This window comes from Haloarchaeobius amylolyticus, from assembly GCF_026616195.1.
GTDB classification, from domain to species: Archaea; Halobacteriota; Halobacteria; order Halobacteriales; family Natrialbaceae; genus Haloarchaeobius; species Haloarchaeobius amylolyticus.
Window position 1 is genome coordinate 566,248 of the sequence record NZ_JANHDH010000002.1, and the last position, 16,803, is coordinate 583,050.

Genomic DNA, 16,803 nt, shown 5'->3' on the forward strand with positions numbered 1-16,803 from the left:
GCTCAGCGCAGGGGGTCGTCGGTGCCGCCGTCGCTGGCGGGGCTACCACGGCCGCCGGACCCGCCGCTCGTGTCGTCCGTCTCGCTGCCCGAGCCGGACGAGGAGCGCGACCCGGACCCGCTGTCGGACCCGGACCCGGACGTGGTGGTGCTACCCGTGTCGTCCGCCCCGGCCCTCTCGGAACCCTTCGAGCCGGACTCGGAGCGGGAACTGCGGCGCTCGCTCTTGCTGGCGGCGGACGACCCGGACCCGGACGACCGCGAGGACCGGCTGGCCGACGACCCGGGCGAGGACCCCGACCGGTTGCTGCCGAAACTGCCCGAAGCCGTGCTGGACCCGTCCGAGCCGGCGTTCGCCTTGATCTCCGAGCGGAGGTCGGACTCCATGCTGGAGAGCTGGTCGTTCACCACGTCGAGCACCTCGCTCTTGACCTGCTGCTGGTCCGGCTCGCCATCGCCGCCTGCGGCCCTGTCCATCGTCTTCACCATGGCGAAGGACTTGCCGAACTGCCAGACGAGGACGCCGACGACGCCCAGCGCGACCGTGATGACCGGGTTCGCCGCGGCGATGGCCGTGTCCACGTTCGCCGGGAAGTCTCGCAGGAGGATCTGCGCCGTCTCACCCATACCGAGGTAGACACCCACGAGCGCGATACCGCCCCCGACGACGAAGGAGAGGAACGCCAGGGTGCGGTAGTACGCGACGAGTTTGAGCGTCTGCTTGGTATCCATGTCCGATGGGTCACGGGCACCGACCATAACCCCTGCGGCCCGCCCCCCACCCGGGCAACACTTGCCGAGCAGCCGAATCGTTCACTCAGTGGCGAGTGAGAATCCAGAGACGGCGTCCGGAATCTTCATGGTCGCCCCCCGACTGGCTCCGCATAGAGATGGCAGTACTCTGGCTGGACGAGATACGGGCCAGCGATATCGAAGCCGTCGGCGGTAAAGGCGCCTCCCTCGGCGAGTTGACCGCCGCAGGGCTTCCTGTCCCACCCGGGTTCGTCGTGACCGCGGGCACGTACCGGCGATTCATCGAAGAGGCAGGCATCGACGAGGAGCTGTTCGAGGCCGTCGACGTCGACGTCGACGACTCGAAGGCCCTCTCCGAGGCCGAGGCGCGTGCGAGCGAACTCATCCTCGGCACCGAGTTCCCCGACGACCTCCGCGAGGAGGTCCTCGAGGCGTACCGCGAGGTCGGGGACGGCGAGGCCTTCGTCGCCGTCCGGTCCTCCGCGACCGCCGAGGACCTCCCCGACGCCTCCTTCGCGGGCCAGCAGGAGACGTTCCTCAACGTCACCGAGGACGAACTCCTCGAACGCGTCCGGGAGTGCTGGGCCTCGCTGTTCACCCAGCGCGCGATCTACTACCGCCAGCAGCAGGGGTTCGACCACGCCGACGTGAACATCGCCGTCGTCGTCCAGCTGATGGTCGACGCGGAGAAGTCCGGCGTCATGTTCACCAGCCACCCCTCGACGGGCGAACCGAAGATGATCATCGAGTCCGCGTGGGGCCTCGGCGAGGCCGTCGTCTCCGGGAGCGTCTCCCCGGACAACTACGTCATCGACCGGAAGACCCGGGAGGTCGCCGAGGTGACGGTCGCCGACAAGAAGATACAGATGGTCAAGGACCCCGACACCGGCGAGACCGTCGAGGTCGAGGTCGACGAGGACCGCCGGACAGAGCGCGTCCTCTCCGACGAGGAACTCGCGAAGCTACGCGAACTCGGCGAGACCGTCGAGGACCACTACGACACCCCGCAGGACGTCGAGTGGGCCATCGTCGACGGCGAGGTGTTCATGCTCCAGTCCCGCCCCATCACGACCATCACCGAGGGCGACATCGGCGAGGCCGACGAGACGCGCGTCGACGCCGAGATGGAGGAGGCCGCCAGCACGAGCACCGACGGGAGCGGTGCCGTCAGCGCCGAGCAACAGACCATCCTCGTCCAGGGCCTCGGGTCCAGTCCCGGCGTCGCCTCCGGGAAGGCCCGCATCGTCAAGAAGCTCGACCAGCTCGACAAGGTCGGTGAGGGCGACATCATCGTCACCGAGATGACGACACCGGACATGGTGCCCGCGATGAAACGGGCCGCCGGCATCGTCACCGACGAGGGCGGCATGACCAGCCACGCTGCCATCGTCTCGCGCGAACTCGGCGTCCCCGCGGTCGTGGGTGCCGGGAACGCCACCTCGATGCTCGAGGACGGCCAGCTCATCACCATCGACGGCGACAAGGGCAGCATCCGCGAGGGGCGCGTCGAGACCCAGGAGGAGGAGCGCGAACCCGTCGAGGAGGTCCGCCCGCAGGCACCCGTCAAGCCGATGACCGCGACCGAGGTCAAGGTCAACGTCTCCATCCCGGAGGCGGGCGAGCGCGCGGCCGCCACGGGCGCCGACGGCGTCGGCCTGCTCCGCATGGAGCACATGATCATGTCGACGAACAAGACGCCCCAGAAGTACATCGACGACCACGGCGAGAAGGCCTACGTCGACGAGATCGTCGAGGGCGTCCAGGGCGTCGCCGAGGAGTTCTACCCGCGCCCGGTCCGGGTGCGCACCCTCGACGCGCCGACCGACGAGTTCCGCCAGCTCGAGGGCGGCGACGACGAGCCCAAAGAGCACAACCCGATGCTCGGCTACCGCGGCATCCGCCGCAGCCTCGACAAGCCCGACCTGTTCAAGCACGAGCTGGAGGCGTTCCGTCGCCTGTTCTCGATGGGCTACGACAACGTCGAGGTCATGTTCCCGCTCGTCAACGACGCCGAGGACGTCCTGCAGGCCCGGAAACTGATGGAGGAGGTCGGCATCGACCCCAAGAAGCGCCGCTGGGGCGTGATGATCGAGACGCCCGCCTCGGCGCTGGGCGTCGAGGCGATGGCCGAGGCCGGCATCGACTTCGCCTCCTTCGGCACGAACGACCTCACGCAGTACACGCTCGCGGTGGACCGGAACAACGGCAACGTCGCCGACCGGTTCGACGAACTCCACCCGGCCGTGCTCGAACTCATCGGCCAGACCATCGAGACGTGTCGCGAACACGACGTGGACACATCCATCTGCGGGCAGGCGGGCTCGAAGCCCCAGATGGTCCAGTTCCTCGTCAACGAGGGGGTCTCGTCCATCTCGGCGAACATCGACGCGGTCCGCGACGTCCAGCACGAGGTCAAGCGGGTCGAGCAGAAGCTCATCCTCGAATCGGTTCGCTGAGGGGTCTGGTAACTCCCCTCAGGTAATCGGGATTCGTCCTTTTCACGGAACCTGCCTCTTCTCTGTAGTATGAGAGCTATCGCCAGCGTGGCCGTCGCCACGGTCGTCCTGCTCGCCGGCTGTGTCGGGGGCATCGGCGCCGTCGACTCGACAGGAGCCAGTACACCGGACTACGCGCCGGGCGTCGCCGACGACGGCGTCACCGACCCGGCCGACCTGCTCGCGGCCCACGAGGAGGTCCTCGCGGGCATCGGCTACGAACTGTCGTTCGCGCTGCGCTACGAGGCCGGCGAGGACGGCATGGAGCAGACCAGGCAGGTCACGGTGGGCACCGACGGGCAGTTCTCGCTCACCGAGCAGTCCACCTACGGCGACCAGACCGCCACCCGCGCCCTGTTCAGTGACGGGACCGTCGCCTACGAGCGCGACGAGTTCGGCGACGAGACCGTCTACAGCGGCTACGACGCCGCCATCGCCTACGGCGAACTGACCGGCAGCGAGGTGCTGCAGACGTTCCTCGGGACCGTCCCCTACGAGGTCACGACTGCCCAGCGCGGCGGCGAGACGGTCACGCTGCTGACCGCGGAGGACGTCTCGGCCGACCCGTTCGGCTTCGGTGAGGGCACGACCGTCACCTCGACCGTCGTGGTGGCCGCAGACGGCCTCGTGCAGTCGCTGGACGCGACCGTGACGAACGACGCGGGCGAGACGCCGACGTCCGTGACCGTCACCTACGAGGTCGAGCCGGCCGCCCCGACGGTCACCGAGCCCGGCTGGGTGAGCGCGAACCGCGCCGAGATGACCATCGCGGACCTCGAGTACAAGATACACGGTGACGCACTGAAGATCACCCACGCTGGCGGCGACGTGCTGCCCGAGGGCACCGAGATAACCCTCGTCGTCCAGCAGTCCGAGGGCGAGGTCATCGTCACCTACGCGACGCTCGACGCCGACCTCGCGCCCGGCCAGACCGCGTCGGTCCACAACGTCGGCTCCGAGGAGCCCGCGACCGCCTACGTCGGCAGCCACGAGGACCCCGAGGGTGGGACCACCATCGACGGGCTCGTCGAGGTGACCGTCCGGAACGGCATGGCGCTCGTGGACGTGGACTACCTCTCCAGCGAGGAGTAACGACCGACCGGGCTCCGGGGTTCACGGGGCCCAGCCGGACCTTCGAAGAACGCAATCCCTAAATTCCACAGGCCGCACCATAGGGATATGCGCGGCCAGCCACAGGACTTCGACCGGGTTCTCTCCTCGATGTGTACACCACCGCACCCGGTCGCTCGCGAGGCCGCAGAACGCTACCTCGCCACGAACCCCGGCGACCCCGCGACGTACCAGACGGTCGCCGACCTCGAGGACGACGCCGTCGCCATGCTCGGCGACGTCGTCGGCCTGCCCGACCCCGCCGGCTACGTCGCCAGCGGCGGCACGGAGGCGAACATCCAGGCGGTCCGGATGGCCCGGAACCGCTCGGTGTCGAGCGACCCGAACGTCGTCGTCCCCGAGAGCGCGCACTTCTCCTTCCAGAAGGCCGCCGACGTGCTGGCCATCGAGTTACGCATCGCCCCCCTGACCGACGACTACACCGTCGACCTCGGGGCGGTCCGCCGGTTCTGCGACGAGGACACCGCCGGCGTCGTCGGCGTCGCCGGCTCGACCGAGTACGGTCGCGTCGACCCCATCCCCGAACTGGCCGACATCGCCCACCGCCACGACGCGCTCTTGCACGTCGACGCGGCCTGGGGCGGCTTCGTGCTCCCCTTCACGGACCACGAGTGGCACTTCGGCCACGCGGACGTGGACACGCTCACCATCGACCCGCACAAGATGGGCCAGGCTGCCATCCCGGCCGGCGGCCTGCTCGCCCGCGAGGACGAACTGTTCGACGCGCTCGCGGTCGACACGCCCTACCTCGAATCTGCCAAGCAGGCAACCCTGACGGGCACCCGCTCCGGCGCGGGCGTGGCCAGCGCCGCCGCGGTGATGCAGGAACTCTGGCCCGACGGCTACCGCGAGCAGTACGAGACCTCGGTCGCCAACGCCGACTTCCTCGTCTCGGAACTGCGCGAGCGGGGCTTCGACGTGGTCGAACCCGACCTCCCCATCGTCACCGCGGACGTCCCCGACGACCTGTTCGAGGCGCTCCGCGAGGAGGGCTGGCGGGTCTCGACGACCGGCTCCGACGAGATGCGCGTCGTCATGATGCCCCACGTCACCCGGGAGATGCTGTCAGCGTTCCTGACCGACATCGACCGGCTGCGACCCACCGTGAACATCAACACTTAGGTTGCGGCGGTTGCGACACTCTGGCAGTGACAGCCGTACTCACGACTGGTCCCCTCGCCGTCTTCGACTCCGTGGTCCTCGCCCCGTGGTTCGACTACCACTGGCTCGAAGCAGCCGTCGAGACAGCGACCGGGTGGGTCGGCCTCGGCATCATCGCCGTCTACTCGTTCCTCATCGCGTTCGTGTTGCCCCTGCCGAGCGAGATCGTCCTCGCGCCGAAGCTCCAGCTCGGCGTCCCGCGGAACGTCGAACTCGCGCTCATCATGCTCGTGAGTGGGCTCGGCAAGGCCGGCGGCAGCGTCTTCGCGTTCCACATCGGCCAGGAGGCCAAGGAGGCCGGCCCCATCGTCCGGTTCCTCAAGCGCTCCCGGTTCGACGTCATCGAGTGGTCCGAGAAGCAGACGGTCGAACTCGCGCGCAAGTACGGCTACGCCGGGCTCGCGATGGCGCTGTCGGTGCCGTTCTTCCCCGACACGCTCTCCATCTACGCCTTCGCCGTGCTCGAACGCGACTACCTGAAGTTCGCGGCGGCGACCTTCGTCGGGAGCGTCGGCCGGCTGCTGGTGACGGTGCTGTTCTTCAGTGGCGCGTTCGCGCTGCTGTGACCTGGGGCAGCAGGCCGCATCCTTCTCGCCACCCGAGAACCAACTTCTCGGTATATCGTCGGTGTCAGCGTATCTAGACACATGAACCTCAGGATCAACAGCAGACTCGTCAGCGGTGGTGTCATCGTCCTCTTCGGCCTCCTGCTCCTGCTGGGGACCACCGAGACCTACGACACCGGGCAGCTCTGGCTGTTCGTGCCCAGCGTGTTCGTGCTGCTCGGCGCCTGGGCCATCGTCCAGAGCCGCGGTGCCAACCTCGTCGGCCCGATGGTGCTGATACTCGTCGCCGGGGCGCTCCAGCTCGCGGCGCTCGACATCCTGACCGACGCGGTCGTCGAGGCGTACTGGCCCGTGCTGGTCATCCTCGTCGGCCTGACCGTCGTCTTCGGCCGCCAGCTCAGGACCCGCACGGTCGACTCCGACGCCGAGACCATGGACCTGTTCGCCATGTTCGGCGGCGTCACCAAGCGCGCGACCGGCTCCCGGTTCGCCCAGGCCGACGTGACCACCCTGTTCGGCGGCGCCGAACTCGACCTGCGCGACACCGAGCCCGTCGGCACCGCACAGGTCGACGTGTTCGCCATGTTCGGCGGCGTGGAACTCCACGTCCCCGCGGACTGGACCGTCCGCATGGAGGTCCTGCCCGTCTTCGGCGCGGCCGAGGACGAACGGCCGCGGGTCATCCGCGAGCCCGAGACCGACGTGGCCGGCCGGACGACCACCCGGCCCACCGGCGGCGACGACGTGGACCTCATCGTCACCGGCCTCGTCGGCTTCGGTGGCGTCGAAGTGAACTGAGCTTCGGCGTTCTTTCTGATTTTCCGATTTCCGGTCTGGCGCGCGCCGACAGGGTGCCGAGCCCGAGCGAGGCCCCTGGTAGGCGTCGCGCGAGGTCCGCACGACCGGTAGCGAGAGCGGGCTCGTGAGAGCTTGCTCTCACGGTGGCCGACCGGAGTGACGCGGAACGTAGTGGAGCGAAACGGCGGGAGTCGGCTGGGGAGGGCGTGGCTGCGGTGCTGTGCCGTGGCGGTCTCCATCGCCCTCGGCGCGAGTCGACGTTCTCCCCCGAGTCACCCCAGCGTCGAATCCGAAACTGCAGGTGGGCAGTGGTGGCGACGAGCAGACCACTCATGCTGGCGTCCACGACCGCACCACGCCCTCCCCAGCCGATTCCGCGCTTCCTTCCGTTCCGCTGGCGCTCCATTCCAGTCCAGTGCTCATCCCTCGCGCGACGTCGAACGCGGCCGTCTCACGGGGTTCGACGACCGCGTCGGCGCGCGCCAGAACCCTATTCACACCGGGTCGAAATCACGCTACCACCCAACACACCCCACGACACCTTTTTATCCGTCTCCCGACCAACCCAGTACCGTGACAGATACGACCCGTCACGTCCCCGAGAACCGCCGTATGCGCATGGCGTGAGCCATGCCTGGCGGGTGGACCGGGGGTTGCGGGTCGGTCATACGACTTCTCCGCGCGGTCTGAAAGCCGGGTGCTGTCGAATCCCAGAGCGAACCGTCGACAGAACAGACCGGAATCAGCGGGTTTTAGGCCCGCACGATAGCAGACGATACCATGAGCAACGACGACTTTCCCACGGACAACACCGCGGTGGTGACGTGTGGGTTGCCCTACGCCAACGGCGACCTGCACGTCGGCCACCTGCGGGGCTACACGAGTGCAGACACGTTCAACCGCGCGCTCCGGAAACTGGGCCAGCAGACGGCGTACGTCTGTGGCTCGGACATGCACGGGACACCTATCGCGGTGAACGCCGAGAAGGCCGGCGTCTCGCCCGAGGAGTTCGCGCTGGACTACCACGAGCAGTACGAGGAGACGTTCCCGCGGTTCAACATCGAGTTCGACAACTACGGGCACACCCACGACGAGACGAACACGGAGACCACCCAGTCCATCGTCCGCAAACTGGAGGACGAGGGCTACGTCTACGAGAAGGAGATCAAGGTCGCCTGGGACCCCGTCGAGGACCAGCCGTTGCCGGACCGCTACGTGGAGGGCACCTGCCCGTACTGTGGCGAGCAGGCCCGCGGCGACGAGTGCGACGAGGGCTGTGGTCGCCACCTCGAACCCGGCGAGATAGAGGACCCCGTCTCCTCGGTGACGGGCAACCCGGCGGAGTACCGCGAGCGCCCGCACAAGTTCTTCGAGGTCTCGGAGCTCTCGGACTACCTCACGGAGTTCCTCGACGACCTCCAGGGGACGAGCAACGCGAAGAACCAGCCCCGCGAGTGGATAGAGAGCGGGCTGCAGGACTGGTGTATCACCCGCGACCTCGACTGGGGCATCGACTACCCCGGCGAGAATCCCGAAAACCTGGTGCTGTACGTGTGGGTCGACGCGCCCATCGAGTACATCTCCAGCACGAAGCAGTACTCCGAGAAGGTCGGAAAAGACGAGTACGACTGGGAGAACGTCTGGCGCGACGACGACGGGGAGATCATCCACGTCATCGGCCGCGACATCATCCAGCACCACACCATCTTCTGGCCGGCGATGCTCCACGTGGCCGAGTACAACGCCCCGCGGGCCATCTGTGCGACCGGCTTCGTCACCATCAACGGGAAGGGCCTCTCGACGAGCCGGAACCGCGCCATCTGGGCGCAGGAGTACCTCGACGAGGGCTTCCACCCGGACCTCCTCCGGTACTACCTGACGACGATGGGCGGCTTCCAGCAGGACCTCGACTTCAGCTGGGACCGCTTCCAGGAGCGCGTCAACGGCGAGTTGGTAGGTACGGTCGGGAACTTCCTCTACCGCAGCCTGCTGTTCGCCCAGCGGAACTTCGGCGGGACGCCGGCGGCCGACCTCTCCGCGGAGGTCGAGGCGCGCATCGAGGCGGCCATCGCGGACTTCACCGACGCGGTCAACGAGTACGAGATCCGCCGGGCCGGCGACGCCGCGGTCAAACTCGCCCAGTTCGGGAACGAGTACATCCAGCAACACGAGCCCTGGAAGCTCGACGACGAGGAGGCTGCACCGGTCATCCGCGACTGCGTCCAGATCGCGAAGGCCGTCACGCTGCTCATCGAGCCCATCACGCCCGGCAAGGCCGAGCAGGCCTGGGACCAGTTCGCCGGCGAAGGCGACGTCCACGAGGTCACCGTCGACGCGGCGCTGGAGCCGCCGGCTGCCGAGTTCGACGAGCCCACAGAGCTGTTCGAGAAGGTCGAGGACGAGCGCGTCGCGGAGCTGAACGAGAAGCTCGCCGAGCGCGTCGCCGAGGCCGAGGACGACGAGGACGAAAGCGAAAGTGACGATACCGCGGGGGATGACGAGGCGGACGTGAGCGACGAACTCGAACCCCTGCTGGACTCGCGCATCGACTTCGACGACTTCCAGGAACTGGACATCCGGGTCGGCCGCATCGAATCGGCCGAGCCCATCGAGGACTCCGACAAACTGGCGAAGCTCTCGGTCGATATCGGCGTCGAGACGCGCCAGGTCGTCGCGGGCATCAAGCAGCTCCACGACCTCGACGAGCTGCCGGGCACGAAGGTCGTGCTGCTCGCGAACATGGAGAAGGCCGAGCTGTTCGGCGTCGAGTCGAACGGGATGGTACTGGCCGCCGGCGAGGAGGCCGACCTGCTGACGACCCACGGCGACGCCGAGCCGGGCACGAAGGTCCGGTAGACGGGTTCCTGTCCCCGTCTTTCTCCTGCCCGTATCTTCCTATTCCTGTTTCCATCGCCGTTGGAAATTTCCACCGGCCAACCTTTACCAGCCACCCGCCGGTGCGTGCAGTCGTGACATCCGACAAGGACGGTCTCGGCAGGCGCAGCGCACTCAAGGGACTCGCGACGACCGGGCTGGCACTCGGCGGCCTCTCCGGCCTCGCCGCGGCCGGCGGCAGCGACGGCGACTACGAGGCGCCCGCGGACTACCCCCTCATCTCGACCCGCGGGCACTTCGACGACGACGGGAACCTCACGAGCAGTGGGACGACCTACAACTACTACGGCGAGGGCGACTGGGCGAAGTACACCGAGTCCTGGCACGACCAGATCATCGTCTTCGTCCACGGCTGGAACCAGGACGACTCGCAGGACCAGGACATCGACGGGGCCTACACCTGCGAACTCGCGCTGGAGCAGAACGACGTCTACCAGACGAACGTGGGCTACTCCTGGGACTCCGACCGCGGCTGGTGGACGGCGGTCGACATCGCCAAGCAGAACGGGCCGAAACTGGCGAACTGGATCGCGAACTGGACCAGCAACGGTGGCGACCCCATCCGCCTCGTGGGACACTCGCTGGGCGCACAGGTCGTCGCCAGCGCGCTGAACAACCTCCACGCCTGGGGCTACTACAACGCCGTCGAGACGGCGTCGCTCGTCGGCGGCGCCATCCCGGACCAGACCGTCTCGACGGAGGACCTGTACGGCGATGCCATCGAGTACGCGGCGTATAGCTTCGGGAACTTCTACAACCGCGAGGACGACGTACTGGACTGGGCGTACAGCTCGGCCGAGTGGGACACCGCCGTCGGCGAACAGGGCATCCAGGATGGGCTCGCGGCCCCGTACAACTACCAGGAACTCGACGTCACACAGCAGGTGCCGGACCACGGCTCGTACTACGAACCGGGCGACGGCTGCATGCCGGAGGTCGTGGCGTCGTGGTAGCCGCGAGCGACCGCCGGGCGAGCGTCACATATCGGTGACGAGTTCGGCGAAGTCGTCGGTCGGTACCACCTCCATCGTCTGCATGTCGAGGCCGTGACGCTCCATCGCGAGCGCCACCTTGAACGCCTCGTCCCGCCCGGCGGCGTCGAAGATGACGATGAAGTCGTAGTCGCCCAGGACCGCGTAGGTGTCCTTGAGTTCCGCGTCGAAGTCCTCGATCTCGGTGTGTATCTCGCCCCAGAGCGTCGCGAGTTCCTGCACGTTGTTGACGTCTCGTTCACGGACGCTGACGAGGGAGGTGTACGTACCCATGCCCCGGCCTACTCACCCGCCGACGGAAAGGGTGCGGCCTGATTACCGAGGGCTAGTGGAAGGGTACTCGAAACCGAGTAAAACACCGGGGTTTTTGCCGACCTCCAGCGTACACCGCCACATGAGAAACGCCAAGATCGTCTGTACACTCGGGCCAGCGACCGACACGGTCGGGCGCATCCGGGCACTGGCGGACGCCGGGATGTCGGTCGCGCGCATCAACTCCAGTCACGGCGACGAGGAGAGTCGCGCGCAGATCGCCGACCGCATCCGCCAGGTGGACAAGGAGACGGAGCAACCCCTCGCGACGATGGTCGACCTGCAGGGACCGGAGGTACGCACCGCCCCCCTCGACGAGCCCATCCAGCTCGAGGCGGGCACGACCGTCCGGTTCTACGAGGGGGACGAGGCCACGCCCGACGAGATCGGGCTCTCCTACGACATCTCCTCGGTCTCGCCGGGCGACAGCATCCTGCTCGACGACGGCCGCATCGAATCGACCGTCGAGCGTGTCGACGGCTCCGACGTCTACGCCACGCTGGAGACGGGTGGCGAACTCGGCGGGCGCAAGGGCGTGAACATGCCCGGCGTCGACCTCGACATCGACGTGGTGACCGAGAAGGACCGGACGGACCTGCAACTCGCCGCCGAGAAGGAGGTCGACTTCGTCGCGGCTAGCTTCGTCCGGAGCGCCGCGGACGTCATCCACGTCAACGAGGTCCTGGAGGAGTACGGCGCGGACATCCCCATCGTCTCGAAGATCGAGCGGGCCGGCGCCGTCGAGAACCTGGAGGAGATCATCGACGCCTCCTACGGCATCATGGTCGCCCGCGGCGACCTCGGCGTCGAGTGCCCGATGGAGGACGTGCCGATGATCCAGAAGCGCATCATCCGCCGCTGCCGCGAGACCGGAACGCCGGTCATCACGGCGACCGAGATGCTCGACTCGATGATCCACGAGCGCCGCCCGACCCGCGCGGAGGCCTCCGACGTGGCGAACGCGGTGCTCGACGGGACCGACGCCGTGATGCTCTCGGCGGAGACCGCCGTCGGCGACCACCCGGTCCGCGTCGTCGAGGCGATGGACCGCATCGTCCGGCAGGTCGAGGAGAGCGAGGAGTACGCCGAGACGCGCGAACAGCGCGTCCCGCCGGCCAGCGACTCCCGCACCGACGCGATCGCCCGGTCCGCGCGCTACCTCGCCCGCGACATCGGGGCCAGCGCGGTCGTGGCGGCGTCCGAGTCCGGGTACACGGCCCTGAAGACCGCGAAGTACCGCCCCGGCGTCCCCGTGGTCGCGACGACGCCGACCGACCGCGTCCGGCGCCAGCTCGCGCTCTCGTGGGGTGTCAACGCCCAGTACGCACCCTTCGACCAGGACGGCGTCGACGCCGTCATCCAGAACGCGGTGCAGGCCGCCCTCGACGCGGGCGTCGCCGAGAGCGGCGACACGGTCGTCGTCCTCTCCGGCATGATGACCGAACTGGAGGGCGCCCAGACGACGAACATGCTGAAGGTCCACGTCGCCGCCGAGACCATCTCGACCGGCCGCGGCGTCGTCTCCGGCTACGTCTCCGGCCCGGTCCGGCACGTCGACGACGGCGACCTGACCGACGTGCCGGAGGGCACCATCGTCACGCTCGGCCCGGACTTCGACGCGGAGTTCGACGGCGACGTCTCGAAGCTCGCCGGTATCGTCGACGCGCGCCCCGGCATGACGGGCTACCCCGCCATGATCGCCCGCGAGGTCGGCATCCCGATGGTCTCCGGCGCCGACCTGTCGTCGGTCGCGGACGGCGCGACGGTCACCATCGACGCCGAGCGCGGCGTCGTCTACGACGGGGCCATCCGCAGCCGCGAGGACACCCGTCGGTGACCCGTCCGGTTTAGTAGTCCGAGCGCGTATACACTCCCGTGACAGACGACACCGCCGACGACCAGTACCGCTTCAGCCTCGAGGACCTCGAGGACGACGAGGCGGAGACTGACCGTCACGAGGCCCGTGCCGTCGAGATGGGCCAGTACGACCCCGACGAGGTCATCGAATCCGGCTCCATCGACGGCGAGAACGCGCTGTTCGTCGCCCTCGGCGTGCTCGCCATGGTGGCGTTCTTCGTCCACGTGGTGACGCTGCTGGGGTGACCAGGCACCTCCCCACGGGCGAACACGTATCGTACCGGTACCGACCGCCTGCAAAATTTTAATCAGCCCTGGCCCTAACCGACCCACATGGCACCGTTACTCGACGTCGACCTGTTGCCCTTGCTCCTGTTCCTCGCCGGAACGGGACTGATGATAGCGGAGGCGCTCGTCCCCGGTGCGCACTTCATCGTCATCGGTGTCGCGCTCTTCATCGCCGGCCTGGTCGGGATGCTGTTCACCCCGCTCGGGACCCCCGTCGCGCTGGCGGCGATGGTGCTCGCCGTCGGCCTGCTCACGTTCTACGTCTACCGCGAGTTCGACTTCTACGAGGGAACCGACCGCGGCCAGACGAGCAGTTCGAACGACCTGCGGGGCGCGACCGCCCGCGTCACCGAGACCGTCACCTCGACCAGCGGCCGCGTCCGCCTGCTCGACCAGGGTGGGTTCGACCCGAACTACACCGCCCGCAGCGAGTGGGGCGACGAGATACCCGAGGGCAGCGAGGTCGTCGTGACCGACCCCGGCGGCGGCAACGTCCTGACGGTCGCGCCGACGGAGACCGAGGACGACATCGACCGCGAACTCCGCCGAGAGCGCGAACGGCAAGAGCGCGAGCAGGAAGAGGACGAGACCGAGACAGCGTAATCGGGCAGACAAATCAACTCTGCAACAGGAAGGCTTTTGTAATCTGGTTCCCCGGATGATATTATGGAGCCACTTCCACTACAAGGGGCAGCGACCTTCGGGTTCGTGGCTGCGATTATCGGGATACTGATAATCGTGGCGCTGGCCTCCGCGGTGAAGATCGTGCAACCGACCGAGAAGCGCACGCTCACCGTCCTCGGCCAGTACCGCGGTCTCCTCGAACCCGGGTTCCACCTGGTCCCCCCGTTCGTGTCGAGCACGCAGAGCTTCGACATGCGGACGCAGACGCTCGACGTCCCGCCCCAGGAAGCTATCACCCGCGACAACTCCCCGGTCGTCGCGGACGCCATCGTCTACATCCGCGTGATGGACGCGAAGAAGGCGTTCCTCGAGGTCGACGACTACGAGAACGCCGTCCGCAACCTCTCGCAGACGACCCTCCGCGCCGTCATCGGCGACATGGAGCTCGACGATACCCTCAACAAGCGCCAGGAGATCAACGCGCGCATCCGCGAGGAACTCGACGAACCCACCGACGAGTGGGGTGTCCGGGTCGAGTCTGTCGAGGTCCGCGAGGTCAACCCCTCGAAGGACGTCCAGCAGGCGATGGAGCAACAGACCTCCGCCGAGCGCCGTCGCCGCGCGATGATCCTCGAGGCGCAGGGTGAACGCCGCAGCGCCGTCGAGCAGGCCCAGGGTGAGAAGCAGTCCAACATCATCCGGGCGCAGGGTGAGAAGCAGAGCCAGATCCTCGAAGCGCAGGGTGACGCCATCTCGACGGTCCTGCGCGCGAAGTCCGCCGAGTCGATGGGCGAGCGCGCCGTCATCGACAAGGGCATGGAGACGCTCGCGGAGATCGGTACCTCCGACTCCACGACGTTCGTCCTGCCCCAGGAACTCTCCTCGATGCTCGGCCGCTACGGCAAGCACCTGACCGGCAGCGATATCAAGGAGAGCGAGGCCGCCCTCGACAGCAAGGACTTCGACAACGAGACCCGGGAGATGCTCGGGCTCGACGACATCGAGGACATCATCGGCGCCATCGACGAGGAGGCCGAACTCGACACCGAGAAGATGGAGAAGCAGGCCGAGGCCGTCAAGATGGGCGACGACCCCACGGACATCAAGGACCCCGACGAGGTCATCCAGGAGGCCGACGACGAGATCGCCGGCGGGGACTACGACGTGAGCGACGACATGTCCGACTCGTTCACCAGCGCCGAGAAGAAGATGGAGGACAAGGAGAAGGAGACCGAGACCGAGAAGTAGCGAAGGCGTTTTACCGCTGGGGAAGTATAGAAAGAAACGAACAATGGGCGAACGCGGGGAGGTCGACGAGCAGAAACGCGCCACGTTACGGCGCTTCGCCGCGGTCGGTGCGGCGAGCCCGTTCGCTCGTTTTACGGACGACGACGACACCGGCGAGAGCGACGTGCGCGACGCCATCGCCGGCTACCTCGCCGCGACGCCCGGCGCCCACTTCTCGAAGCTCCGTGACGACCTGCAACTCGGCACGGGGGAGACCCAGCACCACCTGCGTCGGCTGGTCGACGGCGGCGCGGTCGAGGTCCACCGCGACGGCGACTACAAGCGCCTCTACCCCGCCACGCAGTTCTCCGAGTTCGAGAAGACCGCCCTCGGCTACCTGCGTCGGGACACGCCCCGCGGGATGCTCGTCGAACTCCTGCGCGACCCCGACGCCACCGGCTCCGCCCTCGCGGAGGCACTGGGCGTCTCGCGTCCGACCGTGAGCAAGTACGCGAAGGAACTGGAGGCCGCCGGCCTGCTCTCGCGCGAGGACGGCTACCGGGTCGAGCGCCCCGAGACGGTGCTGTTGCTCGTGGTTCGCTACGCGGACTCCTTCGACGCCAACGCGGCACGGCTCGCCGGAGAGGCGGACGAACTGGTCACGTTCGGGCGCTGACGACGGGTCGCAGAAAACGGGTCGAGAAAACGGATCGCGGAAAACGTTTCTCAGGCGTTCGGAACCGTGAGCTCACGCTCTGGCGGTTCGTCGTCGGGTGCCTCTGCGTCTGCGAGGTCGAGGGTGCCGAGCGGGTCGACACCGTCGAGCAGGCTCTCGAGATACGATTGCACGGTCACGTGCTCGCCGTCTGCGACCGTGCAGGGAAGTACCGCCGCGAGCTCGTCGTCCTGTCGGACCGCGAGACAGATACACGGCGTGCGGAGCCGCTCCGTGGTCTCGCCGGTGAACAGGTTGTCGTCGCGCCGGGTGACGAACGACTGGTCGATGCGGACGTCCTCGGCCGCCGCCCAGTCGCGGAAGCGCTCGTAGTGGCGCGAGGTGGTCGTCGAGCGGTCAGCGCGGACCGCGCTTGGCCAGGTGTGCACGTCGTACGACGCCACGAGACCGTCGTCCCGGAGGTCCCGGACGGTTTCGAGCACCGTCTCTTGCGGAGCGGAGACTGGTGCGTAGGCGCGCAGGTAGACGTCGATGGTCAGTGGTGGGTATGCGGTCATCCTTCCCCCACAGGAACCTTAATCATTGTTCATTATTAAACTAGCCCTTCCACGGCAACATCTGCCAGCGACGCTGGTGGGTGGTGGGGCTGTGGGGTGCGCACCGTCGGAGAGCCCCGACGGGCGCGGGATGACAGGACAGGATGGGGCCGACGCGACGGGGTCGCGTCAGCGGGGACACGCGACAGCCGGTCTAGACCGAGACCTTCCAGGTGGTCGAGGAGGAGTAGCCCCACTTCTCGACGTCGACGTCGAAGTCGCCGCGCTGGATGGCGGTCATGTTGGTGCCGACCTCCTTGGCGGTCATGCCGAGGTCGTCGCCGATGAGCCGGGACTTGAAGTACGTCTTGGTCTGGGCCTCCTCGCGCAGGTACGAGAGGATCCGCCGTTGTTTCTCGGACAGGTCGAGGGCGGCTGCGGAACTGGTGCTCATACCTACAGGGATGGGACGTGTTCTCTTAGGGGGTTTGGT

The 16,803-nt window shown here is 67.6% G+C and carries 16 protein-coding genes; 12 read left to right on the plus strand and 4 right to left on the minus strand.

The window, feature by feature from the left end; all coding sequences use genetic code 11:
• Window positions 1-2: 2 nt before the first annotated feature.
• Window positions 3-731 (minus strand): hypothetical protein, encoded by a 729-nt coding sequence (locus tag NOV86_RS15160; protein WP_267642457.1) that lies wholly within the window; start codon window positions 729-731, stop codon window positions 3-5.
• 158 nt (window positions 732-889) lie between these two features.
• Between NOV86_RS15160 and ppsA the strand changes: the two genes are divergently transcribed.
• The 7 genes from ppsA (at window position 890) to NOV86_RS15195 (ending at window position 10,751) form a co-directional block, all read left to right on the plus strand.
• Window positions 890-3,208: a phosphoenolpyruvate synthase gene (gene ppsA, locus NOV86_RS15165; protein ID WP_267642458.1), complete on the plus strand. Its 2,319-nt coding sequence runs from the start codon at window positions 890-892 to the stop codon at window positions 3,206-3,208.
• Between the two features lie 69 nt (window positions 3,209-3,277).
• Window positions 3,278-4,339, plus strand: coding sequence for a hypothetical protein (locus NOV86_RS15170; RefSeq protein WP_267642459.1), 1,062 nt, complete (start codon window positions 3,278-3,280; stop codon window positions 4,337-4,339).
• Between the two features lie 87 nt (window positions 4,340-4,426).
• On the plus strand, window positions 4,427-5,500 hold the full coding sequence (mfnA, locus tag NOV86_RS15175; RefSeq protein WP_267642460.1) for a tyrosine decarboxylase MfnA: 1,074 nt from the start codon (window positions 4,427-4,429) through the stop codon (window positions 5,498-5,500).
• A gap of 71 nt (window positions 5,501-5,571) precedes the next feature.
• The gene (locus tag NOV86_RS15180; protein WP_267643116.1) at window positions 5,572-6,105 is read left to right on the plus strand and encodes a YqaA family protein; all 534 of its coding nucleotides are present in this window, start codon (window positions 5,572-5,574) and stop codon (window positions 6,103-6,105) included.
• Window positions 6,106-6,186: 81 nt separating this feature from the next.
• The gene (locus NOV86_RS15185; RefSeq protein WP_267642461.1) at window positions 6,187-6,903 is read left to right on the plus strand and encodes a LiaF transmembrane domain-containing protein; all 717 of its coding nucleotides are present in this window, start codon (window positions 6,187-6,189) and stop codon (window positions 6,901-6,903) included.
• A 780-nt stretch (window positions 6,904-7,683) separates the two neighbouring features.
• A complete protein-coding gene (gene metG / locus NOV86_RS15190) occupies window positions 7,684-9,759 on the plus strand; it encodes a methionine--tRNA ligase (RefSeq protein ID WP_267642462.1) in 2,076 nt (691 codons plus the stop codon).
• Between the two features lie 113 nt (window positions 9,760-9,872).
• On the plus strand, window positions 9,873-10,751 hold the full coding sequence (locus tag NOV86_RS15195) for a DUF726 domain-containing protein (RefSeq protein ID WP_267642463.1): 879 nt from the start codon (window positions 9,873-9,875) through the stop codon (window positions 10,749-10,751).
• A gap of 24 nt (window positions 10,752-10,775) precedes the next feature.
• On the opposite strand, the gene NOV86_RS15200 is transcribed toward NOV86_RS15195, so the two are convergent.
• Window positions 10,776-11,063: a GYD domain-containing protein gene (locus NOV86_RS15200; RefSeq protein ID WP_267642464.1), complete on the minus strand. Its 288-nt coding sequence runs from the start codon at window positions 11,061-11,063 to the stop codon at window positions 10,776-10,778.
• A gap of 121 nt (window positions 11,064-11,184) precedes the next feature.
• Here NOV86_RS15200 and pyk point away from each other — a divergent pair, with 121 nt between their 5' ends.
• The 5 genes from pyk (at window position 11,185) to NOV86_RS15225 (ending at window position 15,774) form a co-directional block, all read left to right on the plus strand.
• On the plus strand, window positions 11,185-12,939 hold the full coding sequence (gene pyk / locus NOV86_RS15205) for a pyruvate kinase (protein ID WP_267642465.1): 1,755 nt from the start codon (window positions 11,185-11,187) through the stop codon (window positions 12,937-12,939).
• Window positions 12,940-12,977: 38 nt separating this feature from the next.
• Window positions 12,978-13,205, plus strand: coding sequence for a DUF7312 domain-containing protein (locus tag NOV86_RS15210; RefSeq protein ID WP_267642466.1), 228 nt, complete (start codon window positions 12,978-12,980; stop codon window positions 13,203-13,205).
• A gap of 87 nt (window positions 13,206-13,292) precedes the next feature.
• A complete protein-coding gene (locus tag NOV86_RS15215; RefSeq protein WP_267642467.1) occupies window positions 13,293-13,850 on the plus strand; it encodes an NfeD family protein in 558 nt (185 codons plus the stop codon).
• Between the two features lie 63 nt (window positions 13,851-13,913).
• On the plus strand, window positions 13,914-15,119 hold the full coding sequence (locus NOV86_RS15220) for an SPFH domain-containing protein (RefSeq protein WP_267642468.1): 1,206 nt from the start codon (window positions 13,914-13,916) through the stop codon (window positions 15,117-15,119).
• A 43-nt stretch (window positions 15,120-15,162) separates the two neighbouring features.
• Window positions 15,163-15,774, plus strand: a complete 612-nt coding sequence (locus tag NOV86_RS15225) for a winged helix-turn-helix transcriptional regulator (protein WP_267642469.1) — start codon at window positions 15,163-15,165, stop codon at window positions 15,772-15,774.
• 50 nt (window positions 15,775-15,824) lie between these two features.
• On the opposite strand, the gene NOV86_RS15230 is transcribed toward NOV86_RS15225, so the two are convergent.
• Together NOV86_RS15230 and NOV86_RS15235 are read right to left on the minus strand one after the other, a co-directional pair.
• A complete protein-coding gene (locus tag NOV86_RS15230; protein WP_267642470.1) occupies window positions 15,825-16,331 on the minus strand; it encodes an HTH domain-containing protein in 507 nt (168 codons plus the stop codon).
• 193 nt (window positions 16,332-16,524) lie between these two features.
• On the minus strand, window positions 16,525-16,764 hold the full coding sequence (locus tag NOV86_RS15235) for a DUF7123 family protein (protein WP_267642471.1): 240 nt from the start codon (window positions 16,762-16,764) through the stop codon (window positions 16,525-16,527).
• Window positions 16,765-16,803 lie beyond the last annotated feature (39 nt).

Bases quoted from the DNA above. Each gene is read 5' to 3' on its own strand.
- NOV86_RS15160 (WP_267642457.1), bottom strand. From the start codon at position 731: ATGGATACCAAGCAGACGCTCAAACTCGTCGCGTACTACCGCACCCTG.
- ppsA (WP_267642458.1), top strand. From the start codon at position 890: ATGGCAGTACTCTGGCTGGACGAGATACGGGCCAGCGATATCGAAGCC.
- NOV86_RS15170 (WP_267642459.1), top strand. From the start codon at position 3,278: ATGAGAGCTATCGCCAGCGTGGCCGTCGCCACGGTCGTCCTGCTCGCC.
- mfnA (WP_267642460.1), top strand. From the start codon at position 4,427: ATGCGCGGCCAGCCACAGGACTTCGACCGGGTTCTCTCCTCGATGTGT.
- NOV86_RS15185 (WP_267642461.1), top strand. From the start codon at position 6,187: ATGAACCTCAGGATCAACAGCAGACTCGTCAGCGGTGGTGTCATCGTC.
- metG (WP_267642462.1), top strand. From the start codon at position 7,684: ATGAGCAACGACGACTTTCCCACGGACAACACCGCGGTGGTGACGTGT.
- NOV86_RS15200 (WP_267642464.1), bottom strand. From the start codon at position 11,063: ATGGGTACGTACACCTCCCTCGTCAGCGTCCGTGAACGAGACGTCAAC.
- pyk (WP_267642465.1), top strand. From the start codon at position 11,185: ATGAGAAACGCCAAGATCGTCTGTACACTCGGGCCAGCGACCGACACG.
- NOV86_RS15215 (WP_267642467.1), top strand. From the start codon at position 13,293: ATGGCACCGTTACTCGACGTCGACCTGTTGCCCTTGCTCCTGTTCCTC.
- NOV86_RS15220 (WP_267642468.1), top strand. From the start codon at position 13,914: ATGGAGCCACTTCCACTACAAGGGGCAGCGACCTTCGGGTTCGTGGCT.
- NOV86_RS15225 (WP_267642469.1), top strand. From the start codon at position 15,163: ATGGGCGAACGCGGGGAGGTCGACGAGCAGAAACGCGCCACGTTACGG.
- NOV86_RS15230 (WP_267642470.1), bottom strand. From the start codon at position 16,331: ATGACCGCATACCCACCACTGACCATCGACGTCTACCTGCGCGCCTAC.
- NOV86_RS15235 (WP_267642471.1), bottom strand. From the start codon at position 16,764: ATGAGCACCAGTTCCGCAGCCGCCCTCGACCTGTCCGAGAAACAACGG.